This is a genomic window from Acidovorax sp. MR-S7 (genome assembly GCF_000400995.2).
Taxonomy (GTDB): domain Bacteria; phylum Pseudomonadota; class Gammaproteobacteria; order Burkholderiales; family Burkholderiaceae_C; genus MR-S7.
In genome coordinates, this window is record NZ_DF238912.1 from 104515 (window position 1) to 122460 (window position 17946).

At 68.1% G+C, this 17946-nt stretch carries 17 protein-coding genes; 9 read left to right on the plus strand and 8 right to left on the minus strand.

What is annotated here, in order from left to right:
* Nucleotides 1-2: 2 nt before the first annotated feature.
* On the minus strand, nt 3-350 hold the full coding sequence (locus tag AVS7_RS08705; RefSeq protein ID WP_020228064.1) for a cytochrome c: 348 nt from the start codon (nt 348-350) through the stop codon (nt 3-5).
* A gap of 17 nt (nt 351-367) precedes the next feature.
* Nucleotides 368-2086: a nitrite reductase gene (locus AVS7_RS08710; RefSeq protein WP_020228065.1), complete on the minus strand. Its 1719-nt coding sequence runs from the start codon at nt 2084-2086 to the stop codon at nt 368-370.
* A 212-nt stretch (nt 2087-2298) separates the two neighbouring features.
* Here AVS7_RS08710 and cobA point away from each other — a divergent pair, with 212 nt between their 5' ends.
* Genes cobA through AVS7_RS08735 form a run of 5 tightly spaced genes read left to right on the plus strand, consistent with a single transcriptional unit; the run spans nt 2299 to nt 8122 of the window.
* Entirely contained in the window at nt 2299-3117 is an 819-nt protein-coding gene (gene cobA, locus AVS7_RS08715; RefSeq protein WP_020228066.1) for a uroporphyrinogen-III C-methyltransferase, read from the plus strand.
* A 44-nt stretch (nt 3118-3161) separates the two neighbouring features.
* The gene (gene rng, locus AVS7_RS08720; protein ID WP_020228067.1) at nt 3162-4649 is read left to right on the plus strand and encodes a ribonuclease G; all 1488 of its coding nucleotides are present in this window, start codon (nt 3162-3164) and stop codon (nt 4647-4649) included.
* A 30-nt stretch (nt 4650-4679) separates the two neighbouring features.
* Nucleotides 4680-6314, plus strand: a complete 1635-nt coding sequence (locus tag AVS7_RS08725) for a phosphoethanolamine transferase (RefSeq protein ID WP_024001196.1) — start codon at nt 4680-4682, stop codon at nt 6312-6314.
* A gap of 55 nt (nt 6315-6369) precedes the next feature.
* The gene (locus tag AVS7_RS08730; RefSeq protein ID WP_020228069.1) at nt 6370-7203 is read left to right on the plus strand and encodes an alpha/beta fold hydrolase; all 834 of its coding nucleotides are present in this window, start codon (nt 6370-6372) and stop codon (nt 7201-7203) included.
* Nucleotides 7204-7246: 43 nt separating this feature from the next.
* Entirely contained in the window at nt 7247-8122 is an 876-nt protein-coding gene (locus AVS7_RS08735) for a DMT family transporter (protein WP_020228070.1), read from the plus strand.
* A gap of 59 nt (nt 8123-8181) precedes the next feature.
* On the opposite strand, the gene AVS7_RS08740 is transcribed toward AVS7_RS08735, so the two are convergent.
* Genes AVS7_RS08740 through lptF form a run of 5 tightly spaced genes read right to left on the minus strand, consistent with a single transcriptional unit; the run spans nt 8182 to nt 12950 of the window.
* Nucleotides 8182-9333, minus strand: a complete 1152-nt coding sequence (locus tag AVS7_RS08740; RefSeq protein WP_020228071.1) for a pyridoxal phosphate-dependent aminotransferase — start codon at nt 9331-9333, stop codon at nt 8182-8184.
* Nucleotides 9330-10271, minus strand: a complete 942-nt coding sequence (locus tag AVS7_RS08745) for a CysB family HTH-type transcriptional regulator (protein ID WP_020228072.1) — start codon at nt 10269-10271, stop codon at nt 9330-9332. Before AVS7_RS08745 ends, AVS7_RS08740 begins: the two co-directional genes overlap by 4 nt.
* Nucleotides 10272-10314: 43 nt before the next feature.
* Nucleotides 10315-10704 (minus strand): sirohydrochlorin chelatase, encoded by a 390-nt coding sequence (locus AVS7_RS08750; RefSeq protein WP_024001197.1) that lies wholly within the window; start codon nt 10702-10704, stop codon nt 10315-10317.
* A 33-nt stretch (nt 10705-10737) separates the two neighbouring features.
* Nucleotides 10738-11859, minus strand: coding sequence for an LPS export ABC transporter permease LptG (lptG, locus tag AVS7_RS08755; protein WP_020228074.1), 1122 nt, complete (start codon nt 11857-11859; stop codon nt 10738-10740).
* Entirely contained in the window at nt 11856-12950 is a 1095-nt protein-coding gene (gene lptF, locus AVS7_RS08760; protein ID WP_020228075.1) for an LPS export ABC transporter permease LptF, read from the minus strand. The genes lptG and lptF overlap by 4 nt, the downstream gene beginning before the upstream one ends.
* A gap of 23 nt (nt 12951-12973) precedes the next feature.
* Between lptF and AVS7_RS08765 the strand changes: the two genes are divergently transcribed.
* From AVS7_RS08765 to AVS7_RS08780, 4 genes are all read left to right on the plus strand, one after another.
* Nucleotides 12974-14458 carry a leucyl aminopeptidase gene (locus tag AVS7_RS08765; protein WP_020228076.1) on the plus strand — a complete coding sequence of 495 codons (1485 nt, stop codon included), beginning with the start codon at nt 12974-12976 and terminating at the stop codon, nt 14456-14458.
* Between the two features lie 2 nt (nt 14459-14460).
* Nucleotides 14461-14907: a DNA polymerase III subunit chi gene (locus AVS7_RS08770; protein ID WP_034690381.1), complete on the plus strand. Its 447-nt coding sequence runs from the start codon at nt 14461-14463 to the stop codon at nt 14905-14907.
* Complete coding sequence (locus AVS7_RS08775; RefSeq protein ID WP_020228078.1) at nt 14907-15287, plus strand: hypothetical protein; 381 nt, start codon at nt 14907-14909, stop codon at nt 15285-15287. The genes AVS7_RS08770 and AVS7_RS08775 overlap by 1 nt, the downstream gene beginning before the upstream one ends.
* A 132-nt stretch (nt 15288-15419) precedes the next feature.
* The gene (locus tag AVS7_RS08780) at nt 15420-16547 is read left to right on the plus strand and encodes a branched-chain amino acid ABC transporter substrate-binding protein (RefSeq protein WP_024001199.1); all 1128 of its coding nucleotides are present in this window, start codon (nt 15420-15422) and stop codon (nt 16545-16547) included.
* Nucleotides 16548-16646: 99 nt separating this feature from the next.
* Here AVS7_RS08780 and AVS7_RS08785 read toward each other — a convergent pair whose 3' ends face one another.
* Nucleotides 16647-17654: a D-2-hydroxyacid dehydrogenase family protein gene (locus AVS7_RS08785; protein ID WP_020228080.1), complete on the minus strand. Its 1008-nt coding sequence runs from the start codon at nt 17652-17654 to the stop codon at nt 16647-16649.
* Between the last annotated feature and the right edge of the window lie 292 nt (nt 17655-17946).

The window sequence follows — 17946 nt, forward strand, 5'->3', positions numbered from 1 at the left end:
AGTCATGGAGCCGGGCTCCTGTTTTCTTCGGGAAAGCCGCTGGCCAGCCGCTCGGCGATCCACCGCGCCTCGCTGCCCTGGAGCAGGGCGCTCCAGGGCGGCATGGGAGTGCCGGGAATGCCGTGGGTGATGACGGCGGCCAGGTATTCGGGGGGCTTGCCGGCCAGGGACTCGCGCGTGAGCGCGGGGCCCAGGCCGCCGGTGAGGCGCATGCCATGGCACGAGCCGCAATCCTGGCGCACCATGCGCACGAGCTGCGCGCTGCGCTCGGCTGTGGGCACCGCGCTCTGCGCCATGGCTTGCGCCGCGCAGACGGCCCCGGCGAGGAGGAGGATGGCGGGACGCACCATGACAGTCCTCGTCGACGTCAGTAGACGTCGTGCATGGTGTTGTAGACGTTGAACTTGCCCGTCGGCGTGACCAGCTTCGCATCCTTGATCACGGTCTTGCAGGTGCGCGTCTTGTCGTCGACCACCACGATGGCCGATTCCTTGTCCTTGGCGCTCCACACCGAGAACCAGACCTCGTCGCCCTTCTGGTTGTACTCGGGCTGCACCACGCGCTTGGCGCCGTCGTCCTTGAGGTTGGCGCAGCCTGCGATGTCGATGATCTGCGGCGCCTTGCCCAGGTCCTTGATGTCGTACACCGCCACGCTCTGGCTGATCTTCGGGTCGGGGTTGAGTGCCGTGTCCACCCACAGGTTGGTGGATTTCGGGTGCGTCTTGATGAACAGCGAGCCGCCGCCCTGGCCCTTGAGCGACTGCACCACCTTCCAGGCGTTGGCCTTGTGCTTGGCCGGGTCGGTGCCGATGATGGCGATGCTCTCGTCACCCAGGCCGGAGGTGGACCATACGGGACCGAATTTCGGGTGCACGAAGTTGGCGCCCCGGCCCGGGTGCGGGATCTTGCCCACGGGCACCAGAGCGGCCAGCTTGCTGGTCTTGGTGTCCACCACGGCGATCTTGTCCGACGCGTTGGCGGCGGTCAGGAAGTAGCGGCGCGTGGCGTCGAAGCCGCCGTCGTGCAGGAACTTGGCCGAGTCGATCTGCGTGGTCTTGAGGTTCTCCAGATCGGTGTAGTCGACCATCCAGATCTTGCCGGTCTCCTTGGCGTTGACCAGGAACTCGGGCTTCTGGTGGCTGGCCACGATGGCGGCCACGCGCGGCTCGGGGTGGTACTCGTTGTCCACGGTCATGCCGCGGGTGGAGACGATCTTGCGCGGCGTGAGCGTATCGCCGTCCATCAGCACGAACTGGGGCGGCCAGTAGGTGCCGGCGATGGCGATCTTGTCTTCCCAGCCCTTGAACTTGCTGGTCTCGACGCTGCGGGCCTCCAGGCCGATCTTGATCTCGGCCACGTTGTCGGGCTTTTCCATCCACAGGTCGATCAGGTTCAGGCGCGCGTCGCGGCCGATCACGTAGAGGTAGCGGCCCGAGGCCGACAGGCGCGAGATGTGCACCGCATAGCCGGTCTTGACGATGTTGATGATCTGCTTGGTGTCGCCGTCGATCAGCGCGATCTCGCCCGCGTCACGCAGCGTGACCGAGAAGATGTTGTTGATGTTGTAGTTGTTCATCTTCTTCGCGGGCCGCTGGGCGACGGGCACGTATTCCTTGCGCGACTTCTCCATGTCCGCCAGCGAGAACTCCGGCGGTGTGGGAGGGTCTTGCTGCACGTAGCGCGCCATCAGATCCACGGTGGCCTCGTCGAAGTCGCCCGACGTCAGCCAGTTGGGCATGCCAGCAGGCGAGCCGTAAGCGATGAAGACCTTCAGGTAGTCCGTGCCTTTGCCCAGGGTGATGTCCGGCGTGAGCGCCTTGCCGGTGGCGCCCTTGCGCAGCACGCCGTGGCACCCCGCGCAGCGCTCGAAATAGATCTGGCGGGCGCGGTCGAACTCGGCCTGCGTCATCGCAGGCGCCTTGGGGTTCGTGCTCTGGTGCATGGGCACATCCGCCAGAGGCGAGCCGCCGGCCTGGTAGTTTTTCTCGGCCTCGGAGACCGGCTTGGCGTCCTGCGCCATCGCGGTGGCCGACACCAGGGTGGCGGCGGCAAGCGCGACCAGCCTGGCGATCCTCTTTGCTGTCATTGTGGGTCCTCTGCGTCACGGATCAGCGCATGGGTGGTCCCCCGGCGGATGCCGCGGGCCCTCTCGCGAGGTCGCTGTCCATTCCCTCTTCATGCGAGTGGCTGTGATCGTCGCGCCGGCCCGCGCGCCTGTCCTTGAACTGGTTCAAGGACGGATGCACAGGGCCTTTGAACAATCGGCACCACCACGATCCGCGAAGAAAGAAGACCTGTATGAGCTTCATAGAAGACGCGCGCTGGTTCGCAGCGCCTCCCGCCGCCGGGGCGAACGCCCGTCCCGGGCGCGTGACCCTGGTGGGCGCCGGCCCCGGCGACCCCGAGCTGCTCACGCTGCGCGCCGTGAAGGCGTTGCGCGGCGCACGCCTGGTGCTCTACGACCACCTGGTGGGCAAGGAGGTGCTGCGCTACGTGGCCGACGATGCCGACCTGATCTACGTGGGTAAGGAGGCCGCTCATCACACGCTGCCGCAGGAATCCATCATCGACCTCATGCTGCGGCTGACACGCAGCGGGCGCAGCCTGGTGCGCCTCAAGGGCGGAGACGGCTTCATCTTCGGCCGCGGCGGCGAGGAGGCGCAGGCCCTGGCCGACGCCGGCATCGCCTTCGACGTGGTGCCTGGCATCACCGCCGCCCAGGGCGCCGGCGCCTGCGCCGGCATCCCGCTCACCCACCGCGACCATGCGGCCACGCTGGTGTTCGCCACCGGCCACCTGCAGGGCGACGGCGAAGTGGCGCTGGACTGGCAGGCGCTGGCGCGCCCGCGCCAGACGGTGGTGATCTACATGGGCATCGGCAACCTGCCCGTGATCTGCGCCGAGCTGGTGCGCCACGGCCTGCCGCAGGACACGCCGGCGGCGCTGGTGGAGCAGGCGTCGCTGCCGGGGCAGCGCTGCATCGAAGGCACGCTGCAGAGCCTGCCGCAGCTCGCCTTGCAGCACCGCGTGCGTCCGCCCGCGCTGATCGTGGTGGGCGGGGTGGTGGCGCTGCGCCCGCAACTGCTCAAGGGCTTGCAGGCCATGAACACGCGCTGATCGGGTGGTTTCGGGCATCATCCGGGCTTCACTTGGCGAAGCCCATGCAACAAGACATTCTGATTAACTGGTCGCCGCAGGAGACGCGCGTGGCCGTGGTGGAGAACGGCGCCGTGCAGGAGCTGCACGTGGAGCGCACGCTGGAACGCGGCTTGGTCGGCAACATCTACCTGGGCAAGGTCTCGCGCGTGCTGCCGGGCATGCAGTCGGCGTTCATCGACATCGGCCTGGAGCGGGCCGCCTTCCTGCACGTGGCCGACGTGTGGCACCGCCAGGAGGGCGGCGAGGCGCCCATGTTCGCGCGCAAGAACGAGCCGCCCGTGCCGATCGAGAAGCAGGTGTTCGAGGGCCAGTCGCTCATGGTGCAGGTCATCAAGGACCCCATCGGCACCAAAGGCGCGCGCCTGTCCACCCAGGTCAGCATCGCCGGGCGGCTGCTCGTCTTCCTACCGCAGGACGACCACGTGGGCGTCTCGCAGAAGATCCCGGCCGACGAGCGCGACGCCCTGCGCGCGCGCCTGCAGGCGCTGGTGGGCGACAAGGCCGCGGGCGGCGGGGGCGGCTTCATCCTGCGCACCAACGGCGAGGATGCGAGCGACGAGGAGCTGGCCGAAGACATCGCCTACCTGCGCAAGACCTGGACGGGCATTCGCCAGGCGTCCCTGAGCCGCCCGCCCACGTCGCTGCTCTACCAGGATCTGAGCCTGCTGCAGCGCGTGCTGCGCGACATCGCCAGCGAGGAAACGCAGTCCATCCGCATCGACTCGCGCGAGCAGCACGCGCTGCTGGCCGCCTTCGGGCGCGAATTCATGCCCGCCGCGGCCTCCAAGCTGCAGCTGTACAAGGGCGAGCGCCCGATCTTCGACCTGTTCGCCATCGACGAGGAGGTGGCCCTGGCCCTGGGCCGGCGCGTCCAGCTCAAGTCCGGCGGCTACCTCATCGTGGACCAGACCGAGGCGCTCACCACCATCGACGTGAACACCGGCGGCTACGTGGGCGCGCGCAACTTCGACGACACCATCTTCAAGACCAATCTGGAGGCCGCCGGCGCCATCGCGCGCCAGCTGCGGTTGCGCAACCTGGGCGGCATCGTGATCGCGGATTTCATCGACATGCTGCGCGAGGACCACAAGACGGCCGTGCTGGCGGAATTCCGCAAGCAGCTCGCGCGCGACCGCGTGAAGACCATGCTGGGCGGCTTCTCGCAGCTCGGCCTGGTGGAGATGACGCGCAAGCGCACGCGCGAGTCGCTGGCCCACATGCTCTGCGAGCCGTGCCCCACCTGCCATGGCGTGGGCGAGGTGAAAACTGCGCGCACCGTGTGCTACGACATCCTGCGCGAGGTGCTGCGCGAGGCGCGCCAGTTCAACCCGCGCGAGTTCCGCGTGATCGCCTCGCCCAAGGTGGTGGAACTGTTCCTCGACGAGGAAAGCCAGCACCTCGCGGGCCTGTCGGACTTCATCGGCAAGCCGATCTCGCTGCAGGCCGAGAACGCGATGGGGCAGGAGCAGTACGACATCGTCCTGCTCTGAAGCGGCCGTTTTTCCGGGAAAGCATCTTTCGTGTCTGGATCGACCACGGGCGCCGCGGCGCCGTTGCGCGCCCGCGGGGCGCTGGCATGTCTCTGGGGCCTCGCGGCCGTGTTCGTGGTGCTGGGGCACGACGGGCGCCGCGTGGCGCAACTGCTCATCCTGTTCCTGCCGCTCATGGCCTGGCTGGCCTGGCCGGTGCGCAGCCCGGCGGTGCGGCGATGGCGGCGCGTGCTGGCGTGGGCCGGCTTCATGTGCTTCGCGTTGGACGGCGCGGCCCGGGGATTCCTGCTGGATGCCTACCAATCCGCGCCGGACAGCTCGCTGGTGCTCGGTGCCGCGGCCAACACCAATGCGCGCGAGACGGGCGAGTACCTGCAGGCGCACTGGCGCACCCTGCTGCTGTGGCTGGCGGGGCTGGCCGCAGCCGGCGCGTGGAGCTGGCGCCTGGCCGCGCAGGCCGGCGCGCAGGGCACGGGCCGGCTGTCCCGCGGCCTTGTGGTGCTGCTGGCCGTGGGCTTGCTGGTCGGCGCTCTGGGGTATGGGAGCAAGCCGTGGCGCCGGCTGCATCCCGTCGTTTTCTGGGCCGGCTGGAGCCAGTCCGTGCAGGTCTTGCGCGGCACCCTGGGGGACCAGGAAGCGTTCCGGCGCGCGGAGCTGGCGCGGGCGCGCGCCGCGGCGCCGTCGGTGGCCAGGGAAGGGCCATCCACCGTGGTGATGGTGCTCGGGGACAGCGTGAACCGGGACAACATGTCGCTCTACGGCTACGCCAGGCCGACCACGCACCGTCTGGAAACCCAGGTGCGGCAGCTGGGCGACCAGATGCTGACGCTGCGCCACGCCTGGTCCGCCGATGCCAGCACGCTGCCCGCGCTGCGCAACATCTTCGGCTTCGGCGGCCTGGGTCGGCAGGATGCGCCGCCCCACCTGCTCGCGCTCGCCCGCGCGGCCGGCTACAAGGTCTGGTGGGTGAGCAACCACGACGACGTGGCCGTGGAGCAGACGCATGCACGGCTGGCCGACGTCGTGGACTTCATCAACCGTACGCCGGGCCGCTCCACCATGTCGCTGGACGGCGAGCTACTGGACGAGCTGCAGAAGGCGCTGGAGGACAGCGCGCCGCGCAAGCTCATCGTGGTGCACCTGCTGGGCACGCACCCGCACTACCGGCTGCGTTTTCCTGCCGACGCCAATCCGTTCGACGATGCGCCCGACAGCGTGGAGCGCGAGCTGGAGCGCCAGGGCCGGCCCTACTGGGTGCGCCGCCTGCGCCAGGACTACGACGCGGCCATGCTCTACCATGACTTCGTCGTCTCCGAGACGCTGGCGCTCACGCGCAACGCCGGCGGCAACCCGGGCTACCGCGCCTGGATGTACCTGTCCGACCATGGCCAGGAGGTGGGCCATGCGACCGACCATGCCGGCCACAGCCCCGGCACGGCCGCGGGCTACCGCATACCCGCGCTGCTGTGGAGCAACGATGCGCCGCGCCCGGAGCGCGCCGCCATCGCCGCGCGACCCTTCCGTGGGGACTGGGCCGGCTGGACCATGGCCAGTCTGCTGCACCTGCGCTGGCCCGGCCTGCAGCCCGCGCGCGACGTGCTCGCGAAGGACTATGTGTGGCAGGCACCGCGGCTGCCCATCGCCATCTCCGCGTATGACCGGTGACGGAGGTTTCATATGAAAATGGCGTCAAACCCCTATCCAGCAAGCGCAAGCAGCTATGAAAACAGGACCCGACAGGGGTAGTGAAGCGTCCGCCCCCGCCGTACGCGACCTGCCTCTGGCAGGGCCGGGCGGCGTTGCGCTGCACGGCCGCCTGTGGCAGCCCCAGGGCGGCGGCGCCCGTGCGCCCATCGTGCTGCTGCACGACTCCCTGGGGTGCGTGGCGCTGTGGCGGGACTTTCCCGCGCAGCTGTGCGCCGCCACGGGCCGCGAGGTGCTGGCCTACGACCGCTGGGGCTTTGGCCGCTCCGCCGCGCGCACCGGCCTGCCGGGCACCGGCTTCGTGCGCGAGGAGGGCGAGCAGGTCGTGCCGCGCCTGCTGGCGCAGTGCGGCAGGGAACGCGCCGTGCTGCTGGGGCACAGCGTGGGCGGCGGCATGGCCGCCTTCGCCGCGGCCCACCTGGGCAGCGCGTGCGAGGCACTGGTCACCGTGTCTGCCCAGTGCTATGTGGAGGAGCGCACGCTGGAGGGCATCCGAGCGGCCGGGGCCGCCTTTGCCGACGAGGCCGAGCTGGACCGCCTGCGCAAATACCACGGGGACAAGGCGCGCTGGGTGCTGGACGCGTGGACGCGCACCTGGCTGTCGCCTGCCTTCGCGGATTATTCGCTGGAGCCCGCGCTGGCGCGCGTGCACTGCCCCACGCTCGTGATCCACGGCGCCGAGGAAGAGTACGGCTCCCCGCAGCAGGCCGGGCGCATCGCGGCCAGCGTGCGCGGCCCCGCCGAACTGGCGGTGCTTCCCGGCTGCCACCACCTGCCGCACCGCGAACGTGCGGCCGAGGTGCTGGAGCGCATCGCCGCGTTCCTGGCGCGCAGCGGCTCGCAGGCCTGACTTCCATGCCCTCGCGGCGCCATTTCCATCGCCTATGACCCCGATGTCCAAAGCACCCGGCACACTCGATGCCCTGGCCCCCTTGCTGTTCGTGGTGCTGTGGAGCACGGGCTTCATCGGCGCGAAGCTGGGCCTGCCTTATGCCGAGCCGCTCACCTTCCTGACGCTGCGTTTTGCCATTGTCATCGTGCTGATGCTCGCGGTGGCCGTGCTGGCGCGGGCCCCCTGGCCTGCGTGGGGCAGGAACTGGGTGCACATCGGCGTCGCGGGCCTGCTGGTGCATGGCGTGTACCTGGGCGGCGTGTTCATCGCCATCGGCCAGGGGCTGCCGTCGGGAATCACTGCACTGGTGGTGGGCCTACAGCCGCTGGTCACGGCGCTGGCAGCGGGGGCGCTGCTGGGCGAGAAGGTGCGGCCCGCGCAGTGGGCGGGGCTGGCGCTGGGCTTCACGGGCGTGGTGCTGGTGGTGGCGGGCAAGGTGGCCGGGGTGCCGGCCGGGGCGGTGGCAGGCATGCTGGGCCCGGCGGTGGTGGCGCTGCTGGGCATCACGGCGGGCACGCTGTACCAGAAGCGGTTCTGCCCGTCGTTCGACCTGCGCACGGGTACGGTCATCCAGTACCTGCCCACCCTGGTGGCAACGGCAGCGCTGGCCGCTGCCACCGAAACCATGGCCGTTCAGTGGACGGGTGAATTCGCCTTCGCGCTGGGCTGGCTGGTGCTGGTGCTCTCCGTGGGCGCGGTCAGCCTGCTGAACCTGCTCATCCGCCGCGGCGGGGCGGTCCATGTGGCGAGCCTGTTCTACCTGACGCCGCCGGTGACGGCCCTGGTCGCCTGGCTGCTGTTCGGCGAAACGCTGACCGGCTGGGCGCTGGCGGGCATGGCGGTGGCAGCCACCGGTGTGTGGCTGGCACGCCGGTAGGTGCTATTCAAAAAGGAGCTGCTTGCGCTTGCGGGAAAAGCGCTGGAGCCCGATTGGGCTCAAAGCTTGCGCAGCCGCTCCAGCGCCGCGCGCAGCGTGTCGTCCTGCTTGGCGAAGCAAAAGCGCACCACGCGCTGGTCGAATCCGTCGCCATAGAAGGCCGACAGCGGAATGGCCGCCACACCGATCTCGCGCGTCAGCCATTGGCAGAAGTCGGCTTCGGGCAGGTCGCTCACGGCCGAGATGTCCACGCATTGGAAGTAGCTGCCGGTGCTGGGCAGCAGCTTCAGGCGCGAGCCCTCCAGCCCCTGGCGGAACAGGTCGCGCTTGGCCTGGTAGAAGGCGGGCAGATCCAGGTAGGGCGCGGGGTTCTTCAGGTATTCGGCCAGCCCGTACTGCATGGGCGTGTTGACGGTGAACACGTTGAACTGGTGCACCTTGCGCAATTCCGCCGTGAGCGCGGCGGGCGCGGCCACGGTGCCGATCTTCCAGCCGGTGACGTGGAAGGTCTTGCCGAAGCTGGAGACGATGAACGCGCGCTCGGCCAGGCCGGGAAAGCGCGCGGCGCTCTGGTGTTGGGCGCCGTCGAAGACCATGTGCTCGTAGACCTCGTCGGAGACCAGCAGCACGTTGGTGGGCGCGAGCAGCTCTTCGAGCGTGCGCATGTCGGCTTCGGTCCACACGGTGGCGCTGGGGTTGTGCGGCGTGTTGACGATGATGAGGCGCGTGCGCGGGGTGATGGCGGCGGCTATTTTTGCGAAGTCGGGACGGAAGGTGCCGGGCGTGAGGGGCACGCGCACCACCACGCCGCCGGCCAGCTCGATGTTGGGCACGTAGCTGTCGTAGCAGGGCTCCAGCACGATGACCTCGTCGCCCGGCTGCACGCAGGCGAGCACGGCCGTCAGGATGGCCTGCGTGGCCCCGGCGGTGATGGTGATCTCGGTGTTGGGACAGTAGCGGCGCGCATGCAGCGTTTCGATCTTCGCGGAGACGGCCTCGCGCAGCGGGGCCACGCCGGTCATGGGCGGGTACTGGTTGTGCCCGGCCTGCATGGCGCGGGTGACGGCGTCCAGCAGCGCGGGGTCGCAGGCGAAGTCAGGGAAGCCCTGGCCCAGGTTGACAGCCTGGTGCTCGGTGGCGAGCGCCGACATGACGGTGAAGATGGTGGTGCCCACGTTGGGCAGGCGGCTGGGGAAGGTGGGGGTGGTCATAGTTCGTAGTCGTTCACGTGGCCGGTCATCGCGCGGGCGATCAGGTCGCGGCTCAGGCGGTCGCTCAGCAGTTCGGCGAACTTGTAGACGAAGTTGCGCAGGTAGGCGCCGCGCTTGAACGCCACGCGCGCCACGCTCTGGCCGAACAGATGCCCCACGGGGCGCACGACGAGGTCGCCCAGCGGGTCGTCGCGCATCGCCATCTCGGCCACGACGCCGATGCCCAGCCCCAGGCGCACGTAGGTCTTGATCACGTCGGAGTCGATGGCCTCCAGCACGATGCGCGGCTGCAGCTTGCGCGCGGCGAAGGCCTGGTCGATCTTGCCGCGGCCGGTGAACGAGGGGTGGTAGGTGATGAGCGCCTCGTGCGCGATGTCGTCCAGGCCGATGCGCTCCTTGCCCGCCAGCGGGTGGCTGGGCGGCATGACCAGCACGTGCTGCCATTCGTAGCAGGGCAGGGTGACGAGGTCGGGGTAGTCGGCCAGCGACTCGGTGGCCATGCCGATCTCGGCCACCTCGTCGATCACCATGCGCGCCACCTCGTGCGGCGTGGCCTGGTGCAGGCTGATGTGGACCTTGGGATAGGCTTCGCGCAGCTTGGCCACGGGCATGGGCAGCACGTAGCGCGCCTGGGTGTGCGTGGTGGCGATGGAGAGGGTGCCGCTGTCCTGGGCGCTGTACTGCTCGCCGATGCGCTTGAGGTTGCCCACCTCGCGCATGATGAGCTCGATGCTCTTGAGCACGTGCTGCCCCGGCTCGGTCACGCGCTTGAGCCGCTTGCCGTGGCGCGCGAAGATGTCCACGCCCAGCTCGTCCTCCAGCTCGATGATGGCCTTGGAGACGCCGGGCTGCGAGGTGTGCAGCGCCTTGGCGGCCTCGGTCAGGTTGAGGTTGCGGCGCGCGGCTTCCTGGACGAAGCGGAACTGGTGCAGATTCATACTGAAAAGCGGCTAAAAAGTCGCATCATTATGCTGCATTCATCTAACGAATGGTGGCCTCGTGGGTGGTTTCGCTGGCGATGTGTGCCATCAGCGCGACCATGCGCTCGTCCTCGCCGACCGGGGTCTGCAGGTGCAGGCGCAGGTGGGGGAATGCGCGGGCCAGCTCCTCCACCATGCGGGGCAGGTCCTCGCGGGCGTGACGGCCCGTGCCCAGGAACAGCGGAACGATGGTGATCTGCGTGGTGCCGTCCGCCAGTTCGCCCACGGCGCTGGCCAGGTCGGGCGTGCACAGCTCCAGGTAGGCGCAGCGCACGGCGCGGTGCGGCTGGTCTGACTGGATGCGTGCGCACACGGCTTCGATGGGCCGGCGCCACAGGGGGTCGCGCGAGCCGTGTGCTAGCAAAATAATAGCTGATTGCGCTTGCTGCATAAGCGTTAGGGGCTGAAAAGGCTTGAGAGCCGGCTACCTTCTGAGCACCAGCCAGCCGAACGCCGCCAGCGAGAGCACGGAGTAGATCAGCCCCGGCGCCGCCGCCGTGAGCCAGGGCGACCAGTTCTGCAGGTTGCCCGCGAAGCCGAACACGTTGTTGAGCAGGAAGAAGCTGATACCCGCCATCACGCCGCCGAACACGTAGCCTGCGATGCCGCCCGAGCGGAAGTGCAGGTAGGCGAAGGGCAGCGAGAGTACCACCATCACCAGGCAGGAGAGGGGGTAGAACACCTTGCGCCAGAACTCGATCTCGTAGCGCTGCGCGGCCTGGCCGTTGGCCTCCAGGTGGTGGATGTAGCGGAACAGGTCGATGGTCGCCATCTTGTCGGGCTTGAGCAGCGAGGCGGCCACCATCTCGGGGCTGATGCGCGTGGGCCAGTGCAGCGTGGGCTCCTGCAGGCGGCTCACGCGGACCTCGTCGGCGTCCTTGCCCCTGCCGCGCTGGAACACGCTGCGCTGCACCTGCGACAGGTTCCAGCCCTCGCCCGCGTCGTCGAAATCTCCCTGTTCGGCCTGGATGGTGGAGGCCACGCGGCCATTGCCGTCGAACTCGAAGATGCGCACGTTGCGCATCTGGCCATCGGGGTCGATGGCGCGCACGTTGACGGCGACGGAGTGGTCGCCCTGGCGCTCCTTGAGCCACGCGCCCGTGGCGCCGGTGCTGATCTGCCCCAGCCGCCGCGCCTTGACCAGCTGGGCTGCGCGCTCGCTGGCGGGGGCGATGTAGTCGCCGATGGCGAAAGTGGCGACGACGAACGCACCGCCCAGCAGCAGCAGCGTGCTCAGTGCCCGCCAGGGCCCCAGGCCGCTGGTGCGCATGATGGTGAATTCGGAGCTCTGCGCCAGCCGGGCCATGACGAAGATGGTGCCGATCAGCACGGTGATCGGCAGCAGCTCGTACAGGTGCTTGGGCTGGCTCAGCGCGACGAATAGCAGCGCGTGCGATAGCTGGTAGTCGCCCAAGGGCGTGCTGCGGCCCACCCAGCGCAGCTCGTCCACCATGTCGAAGAAGAAGAACAGTGCCAGGAAGGCGAGCGTGGCGAAGGCCACGCTGGCGACGACCTCGCGGTAGATGAAACGGCGGATGGTGATCATGCGGCGCTCCGCCCGCGCCAGAGCATGCGCGGCGACCAGTGGTTGTGCCGGGCGGCCAGCAGCAGCAGGCCCAGCAGCAACGTGCCGCCGTGCAGTGCCAGCATGAAGGACGGCAGGCCCAGACGGCCGGCAGCGATCCAGCTCTGGCCCACGGTCATGAGGTTGTAATAGACCACGAAGGCGAACAGCGCGAACACCAGGCTGCCGCTGCGCCCGGCGCGCGGATTGACGACGGCCAGTGCCAGCCCGAGCACGGTGAAGTTCAGCACGGCGAAGGCCAGTCCCAGGCGCCAGCCCAGCTCGGCGCGGTAGGCGGGCAGGGGGCTTTGCGCCAGCTCGTGCGTGTCGCGCGTCTTGGCGGCAGCCTCTTCCCGGTCGCCTGGCGCGGCGGAACCGATGCGGGTGCCGTATTCCTCGAACTCGCTGATGCGCAGGCCCGGCTTGTCGAGCAGGGTCTCCAGCCGCTGCCCGTCGCTCAGCAGGGCCAGGCGCTCGCCGTTGCGCACCTCCAGCCGCGCGCTGCGCGCGGACGTGACGGTCTCCCGGTGCGGCTCCGTAGTGGCGATGAAGACGTTGTTGGCCGCGTTGGCGTCGGGCGAGTCCTTGTCGATGAAGAACACACGCGTGCCGTTGGAGGATTCCTGGAATTCACCCGGCGCGATGCGGTCCACGTCGCTGCGTTGCTCGTACTGTTCCTTGAGCTCCTGCACCTGCCGGTTGGCCCAGGGCCACACCGCCAGAGACAGCGCGGCCACGGCCAGCATCACCGGCCAGGAAAATCGCAGCAGCGGCGCCAGCAGGCTCATGAGCCCCCGGCCGGCGGAGAACCAGATGACCATCTCGCTGTCGCGGTACATGCGCGAAAGCGTGCCGACCACGGCGATGAACAGGCTCAGGCTCAGGATGGTGGGCAACTGCCCCAGCACGGTGAAACCCATGACGAGCATCACGTCGGACGGGGCCACGCTGCCGCGCGAGGCCTGGCCCAGCGTGCGGATCAGCATCATGGTCATGACCACGGTGATCAGCACAACCAGGGTGGCGCCGAAGCTGCGCGCCAGCTCCTTGCGAATGGACGAATCGAATAACATTGGTTCGAAGGAAAACGCTGATTATGAACTTCGAACTGAAGACGCTTTCGCTGTCCGCCGCTGCCGCGCATCCGTGCGATCTGCTCGTGGTGCTGGTGCCCGAGGGCTTCAAGCCGCGCGCGGATGCGCTGTCGTCGCTGGCGGCCCACGCGCTCAAGGCGGGCGACCTGGACACCAAGGCGGGCAAGCTGCTGCCGCTGTATGCGCCCCTGGGCGTATCCGCGCGCAGGGTGGCGCTGCTGGGCTGCGGCGACGGCACCGCGCGCGCCGTGCGCCAGGCCGTCCTGGCGGCGGGCGCGATGATCAAGGCGCCGTCCGTCAGGCGACTGGCGCTGGTCTTCGCGGCCGCGCCCCAGGCGGGCGCGGTGGGCGCGGCGGTCCGGGCCGTGTCGGAAGCCAGCTACGTCTATACGGCCACCAAGAGCAAGGCCGAACCGCGCGCACTCGCGCGCGTGGCCGTGGGGGTGGCCGATGCCGCGGCGGCGCGGGCCGAGTTCGCCACGGCCACGGCGCTGGTCGCCGGCGTCGAATATGCGCGCGAATGGGCCAACCGCCCCGCTAACCACGCCACGCCCACGCTGGTGGGCCAGGCTGCCAAGGCGCTGGCCAAGCACCCGGGCATCCAATGCAAGGTGCACGGTCCGGCCGAGGTCGCCAGGCTGGGCATGGGCGCTTTCCTGGCCGTGGCGCGCGGCTCGGAGGAACCGCTGCGCTTCATCGAACTGCGCTACGACGGCGCGGCCAAGACCCAGGCCCCGGTGGTGCTGGTGGGCAAGGGCATCACTTTCGACACGGGCGGCATCTCCATCAAGCCGGCCGCGGAGATGGACGAGATGAAGTTCGACATGGGCGGCGCGGCCAGCGTGCTCGGCGTCTTCCGTGCGCTGGCGGAGCTGCGGCCGGCCATCAATGTGGTCGGCCTGATCCCCGCGTGCGAGAACATGCCCGACGGCCGGGCCGTCAAGCCCGGCGACGTGGTGACCAGCATGAGCGGCCAGACCATCGAGATCCTGAACACCGACGCCGAGGGGCGCCTGGTGCTGTGCGACGCCCTGGCCTATGCCGCGCGCTTCAAGCCGGCCGCCGTGATCGACATCGCCACGCTCACGGGGGCCTGCGTCATCGCCCTGGGGGGGCTGCGCAGCGGCCTGTTCGCCTCGGACGACGGCCTGGCCGAGCGCCTGCTGGCGGCCGGCGACGTCGCGCTGGACCCCTGCTGGCGCATGCCGCTCGACGACGAATATGCCGAGGGGCTCAAGAGCAACTTCGCCGACGTGGCCAACGTGGCCGGCCGCGCCGGAGGCTCCATCACCGCGGCCAAGTTCCTGCAGCGCTTCGTCGGCAATACGCCCTGGGCGCACCTGGATATCGCCGGCACGGCCTGGAAGGGTGGCGCGGCCAAGGGCGCCACCGGCCGGCCCGTGGGCCTGCTGGTGCATTACCTGCTGGGTATCGAAGCGGCGGGCTCTGCCCGCAAGCCTGCTAGGCGCGCGGCCCGCGTGGGATGAACATGACCGAGGTGGCGTTCCATTTCAATGCGCCGGACAAGCTGGCCTATGCCTGCCGGTTCGCGCGCAAGGCGGTGCGCCGCGACATGCGGGTGGTAATCACCGGTTCCGAGCAGGACCTGCGCCAGCTCGACCGCATGCTGTGGGCCATGGCGCCGACCGACTTCGTGGCCCATTGCCTGGACGAGGCGGACGAGGAGCAGCGGACGGCATCGCCGGTGCTGCTGGCGCGCGCCACCTATGACATGCGCCAGTGCCGGCACCGCGAGATGCTGCTGAACCTCGGCGATGCGGTGCCCGAAGGGTATGGCGAATTCGCCAAGCTGGTCGAGGTGGTGAGCCGCTCCGACGAGGCCGACCGCAGCAGGGCGCGGGAGCGGTGGCGCCACTATGCATCGCGCGGCCACCAGATCGTGCGCCACGACCTGGTGCTCAAGGAGGGGACGTGATGTCCACCCCGCCGCGCATGCCGCCCAGATTCGTGCCCACGCTCACCGATGTGGTGCACCTTCCCGAAACCGCAGTCCTGGCCGAGGCACAGGCGGCACCACCGTCTGCGGCGGACCAGGCGCCTGTTCCTGCGCCCGCTGAAGCGCCGGTGGCGGCCAGTCCGCTGCCGCATGGCATCGAGGAATATGTAGTGCACCGTGTCATGCAGCGCGTGGACGTGGTCCTGGACCAGCGCCTGCGCGAAGCCATCGCCCTCGTCGTGCAGGAGCAGACGCGCTCCATGGTCCCTCGTCTCAGGGAAGAAGTGGAAGCCGTTGTTCGCCATGCCGTTTACGAGGCGGTGGCGGAAGAATTGGCGAACGGTTCAAACGTCTCGTAGCTGACAGGGTATTCCCCTGTGTCGTTTCCTGGAAACTTCATCGTGTTCCCTAGTGATTGGGCATAGGAATTGCGATATGTTTCTCTGCGTTGGACACAACCATATTCCAGCGTCTTTTTATTGGAGATCCATATGCAACTGAAGTTGAAACTGACCGTGGCTGCTGCGATCGCAGCGGTTGCTGGGATGGCCGCCGCTCAAGAGGTGGTGAAGATCGGCCACGTGGCCCCGGTATCGGGTGCCCAGGCACACTACGGGAAGGACAACGAAAACGGCTCGCGCATGGCCATTGAGGAGTTGAATGCGCAGGGTGTCACCATCGGCGGCAAGAAGGTCAAGCTGGAACTGCTGGCGGAAGACGATGCCGCCGATCCGAAGCAGGGCACCGCTGCCGCACAAAAGCTGTGCGATGCGAAGGTAGCGGGCGTCGTCGGCCATCTGAACTCGGGCACCACGATTCCGGCTTCCAAGGTATACAACGACTGCGGCATCCCCCACGTCACGGGCGCGGCGACCAACCCCAACCTGACCAAGCCCGGCTACAAGACCACCTTCCGCATCATCGCCAACGACAATGCGCTGGGTTCCGGCTTGGCTGTCTACGCCGCCGAAACCCTGAAGCTCAAGACCGTGGCCATCGTCGACGACCGTACGGCCTACGGCCAGGGCGTGGCCAACGTGTTCAAGCGCGTGGCCGCCGAAAAGGGCATGAAGGTGGTCGATGAACAGTTCACGACCGACAAGGCCACGGACTTCATGGCCATCCTGACGGCCATCAAGGCGAAGAACCCCGACGCCATCTTCTTCGGCGGCATGGACCCGCAAGCCGGCCCCATGCTCCGCCAGATGGAGCAACTCGGCATGGCCAACGTGAAGTATTTCGGCGGTGACGGCGTTTGCACGACCGAGATCGCCAAACTGGCGGCAGGCGCCAAGACGCTGGGCAACGTGGTGTGCGCGGAAGGTGGCGCTTCGCTGGCGAAGATGCCTGGCGGCACGGCCTGGAAGGCCAAGTACGATGCCAAGTACCCCAACCAGTTCCAGGTGTACAGCCCCTACACCTACGATGCCACCATGCTGCTGGTCGATGCCATGAAGCGTGCCGGTTCGTGGGATCCCAAGGTGTACATCCCTGAACTGCTGAAGTCCAATTACAAGGGCGTGACCGCGAATATCGCATTCGAGCCGAATGGCGAAATGAAGAATCCCGCCATCACGCTGTATGTCTACAAGGATGGCAAGAAGACGCCGCTGAATTAATTAGCCGGTTATTCGTGCATTGCCGGTCCGACCAGGACCGGCATTAAAAAGGGGCTTCGATCGAAGCCCCTTTTTTGCATTGCCTTCGGGTTATCGGTATCAGCGCCGGACCTGCAAGGCGCCGGGATTGACGATATTCGTCGGTGTTCCCTTGATGTAATTCACCACGTTGTCGAAGGCGGCACCGAAATAGAGCTCGTAGCTGTCCTGCTCCACGTAGCCGATATGCGGGGTGCAGATGCAGTTCTCCAGCCGCAACAGGGCATGGCCTTGCAGGATCGGCTCGCTTTCGAAGACGTCCACGGCCGCCATGCCGGGACGGCCGCGGTTGAGCGCGGCGATCAGCGCATCAGGTTCGACGAGTTCGGCGCGCGACGTATTCACGAACAGGGCGGTGGGCTTCATGCACGACAGATCGTCCAGCGTGATCATGTTGCGCGTCTCGTCCGTGAGCCGCACGTGTACCGACACCACGTCGCATTCCGCGAAGAACTCGGCGCGCGTGCTGGACACCTGCAGCCCGTCGCTGAGTGCCTGTGCCCGCGAGGCCTCCCGGCCCCAGACCCGCACATTCATGCCGAAGGCGCGGCCGTAACTGGCGACGATCTGGCCGATGCGCCCGTAGCCCCAGATGCCCAGCGTCTTGCCACGCAGCACCGTGCCGATGCCGAAATTGGGCGGCATGGCGGCGGCGCGCAGGCCGGATTGCTGCCAGGCCCCATGCTTGAGGTTGGCGATGTACTGGGGCAGCCGCCGCATGGCGGCCATGATCAAAGCCCAGGTCAGCTCGGCAGGCGCCACGGGGGAGCTGACGCCTTCCGCGACGGCGATGCCGCGTTCCGTGCACGCCGGCACGTCGATGTGCGAGCCTACCCGCCCGGTCTGGGTGATCAGCTTGAGGCGGGGCAGCTTATCCACCAGCTGGCGGTTGATATGGGTGCGGTCGCGGATCAGGACGATGATGTCCGCGTCTTTCAGCCGCACCGACAACTGGCCCAGGCCCTTGACCGTATTCGTGTAGACCTTGGCGGAATAGGGGTCGAGGCGGGATGCGCAGTGGAGCTTGCGCACCGCGTCCTGGTAGTCGTCGAGAATGACTATGTTCATTGTGTCCGGTACATCTGCACGATGGTCGGCCATCGTGTTCAAGAAATGGTCGATGCGGGCGTCTTTTCGGCGCCAAGGGCGCATTGTCGTTGATGAAAACGGGGGCGGCCGGGCAGCCCCGGCAAATCACGCAGGAATCGACACAAGGTTACAAAACGACTGGGTGGCTCCATGGCAGGAACTCGACAGGAGTTGGCAGCTTGTCGAGAGAGGGTCACGGACGAGGGTGTGCAGAATTTTGTGTAAACGGACAATCCACCGCCGGCGCGAGCCGGCCTGTCCGTAAGCACAA

What these genes read in the sequence shown, in the direction of transcription:
- AVS7_RS08745 (WP_020228072.1), bottom strand. Translation starts at nt 10,271, where the DNA reads ATGAATCTGCACCAGTTCCGCTTCGTCCAGGAAGCCGCGCGCCGCAAC.
- AVS7_RS08730 (WP_020228069.1), top strand. Translation starts at nt 6,370, where the DNA reads ATGAAAACAGGACCCGACAGGGGTAGTGAAGCGTCCGCCCCCGCCGTA.
- AVS7_RS08770 (WP_034690381.1), top strand. Translation starts at nt 14,461, where the DNA reads ATGACCGAGGTGGCGTTCCATTTCAATGCGCCGGACAAGCTGGCCTAT.
- AVS7_RS08775 (WP_020228078.1), top strand. Translation starts at nt 14,907, where the DNA reads ATGTCCACCCCGCCGCGCATGCCGCCCAGATTCGTGCCCACGCTCACC.
- AVS7_RS08705 (WP_020228064.1), bottom strand. Translation starts at nt 350, where the DNA reads ATGGTGCGTCCCGCCATCCTCCTCCTCGCCGGGGCCGTCTGCGCGGCG.
- lptG (WP_020228074.1), bottom strand. Translation starts at nt 11,859, where the DNA reads ATGATCACCATCCGCCGTTTCATCTACCGCGAGGTCGTCGCCAGCGTG.
- rng (WP_020228067.1), top strand. Translation starts at nt 3,162, where the DNA reads ATGCAACAAGACATTCTGATTAACTGGTCGCCGCAGGAGACGCGCGTG.
- AVS7_RS08750 (WP_024001197.1), bottom strand. Translation starts at nt 10,704, where the DNA reads ATGCAGCAAGCGCAATCAGCTATTATTTTGCTAGCACACGGCTCGCGC.
- AVS7_RS08740 (WP_020228071.1), bottom strand. Translation starts at nt 9,333, where the DNA reads ATGACCACCCCCACCTTCCCCAGCCGCCTGCCCAACGTGGGCACCACC.
- AVS7_RS08780 (WP_024001199.1), top strand. Translation starts at nt 15,420, where the DNA reads ATGCAACTGAAGTTGAAACTGACCGTGGCTGCTGCGATCGCAGCGGTT.
- AVS7_RS08710 (WP_020228065.1), bottom strand. Translation starts at nt 2,086, where the DNA reads ATGACAGCAAAGAGGATCGCCAGGCTGGTCGCGCTTGCCGCCGCCACC.
- AVS7_RS08765 (WP_020228076.1), top strand. Translation starts at nt 12,974, where the DNA reads ATGAACTTCGAACTGAAGACGCTTTCGCTGTCCGCCGCTGCCGCGCAT.
- AVS7_RS08785 (WP_020228080.1), bottom strand. Translation starts at nt 17,654, where the DNA reads ATGAACATAGTCATTCTCGACGACTACCAGGACGCGGTGCGCAAGCTC.
- AVS7_RS08735 (WP_020228070.1), top strand. Translation starts at nt 7,247, where the DNA reads ATGTCCAAAGCACCCGGCACACTCGATGCCCTGGCCCCCTTGCTGTTC.
- cobA (WP_020228066.1), top strand. Translation starts at nt 2,299, where the DNA reads ATGAGCTTCATAGAAGACGCGCGCTGGTTCGCAGCGCCTCCCGCCGCC.
- lptF (WP_020228075.1), bottom strand. Translation starts at nt 12,950, where the DNA reads ATGTTATTCGATTCGTCCATTCGCAAGGAGCTGGCGCGCAGCTTCGGC.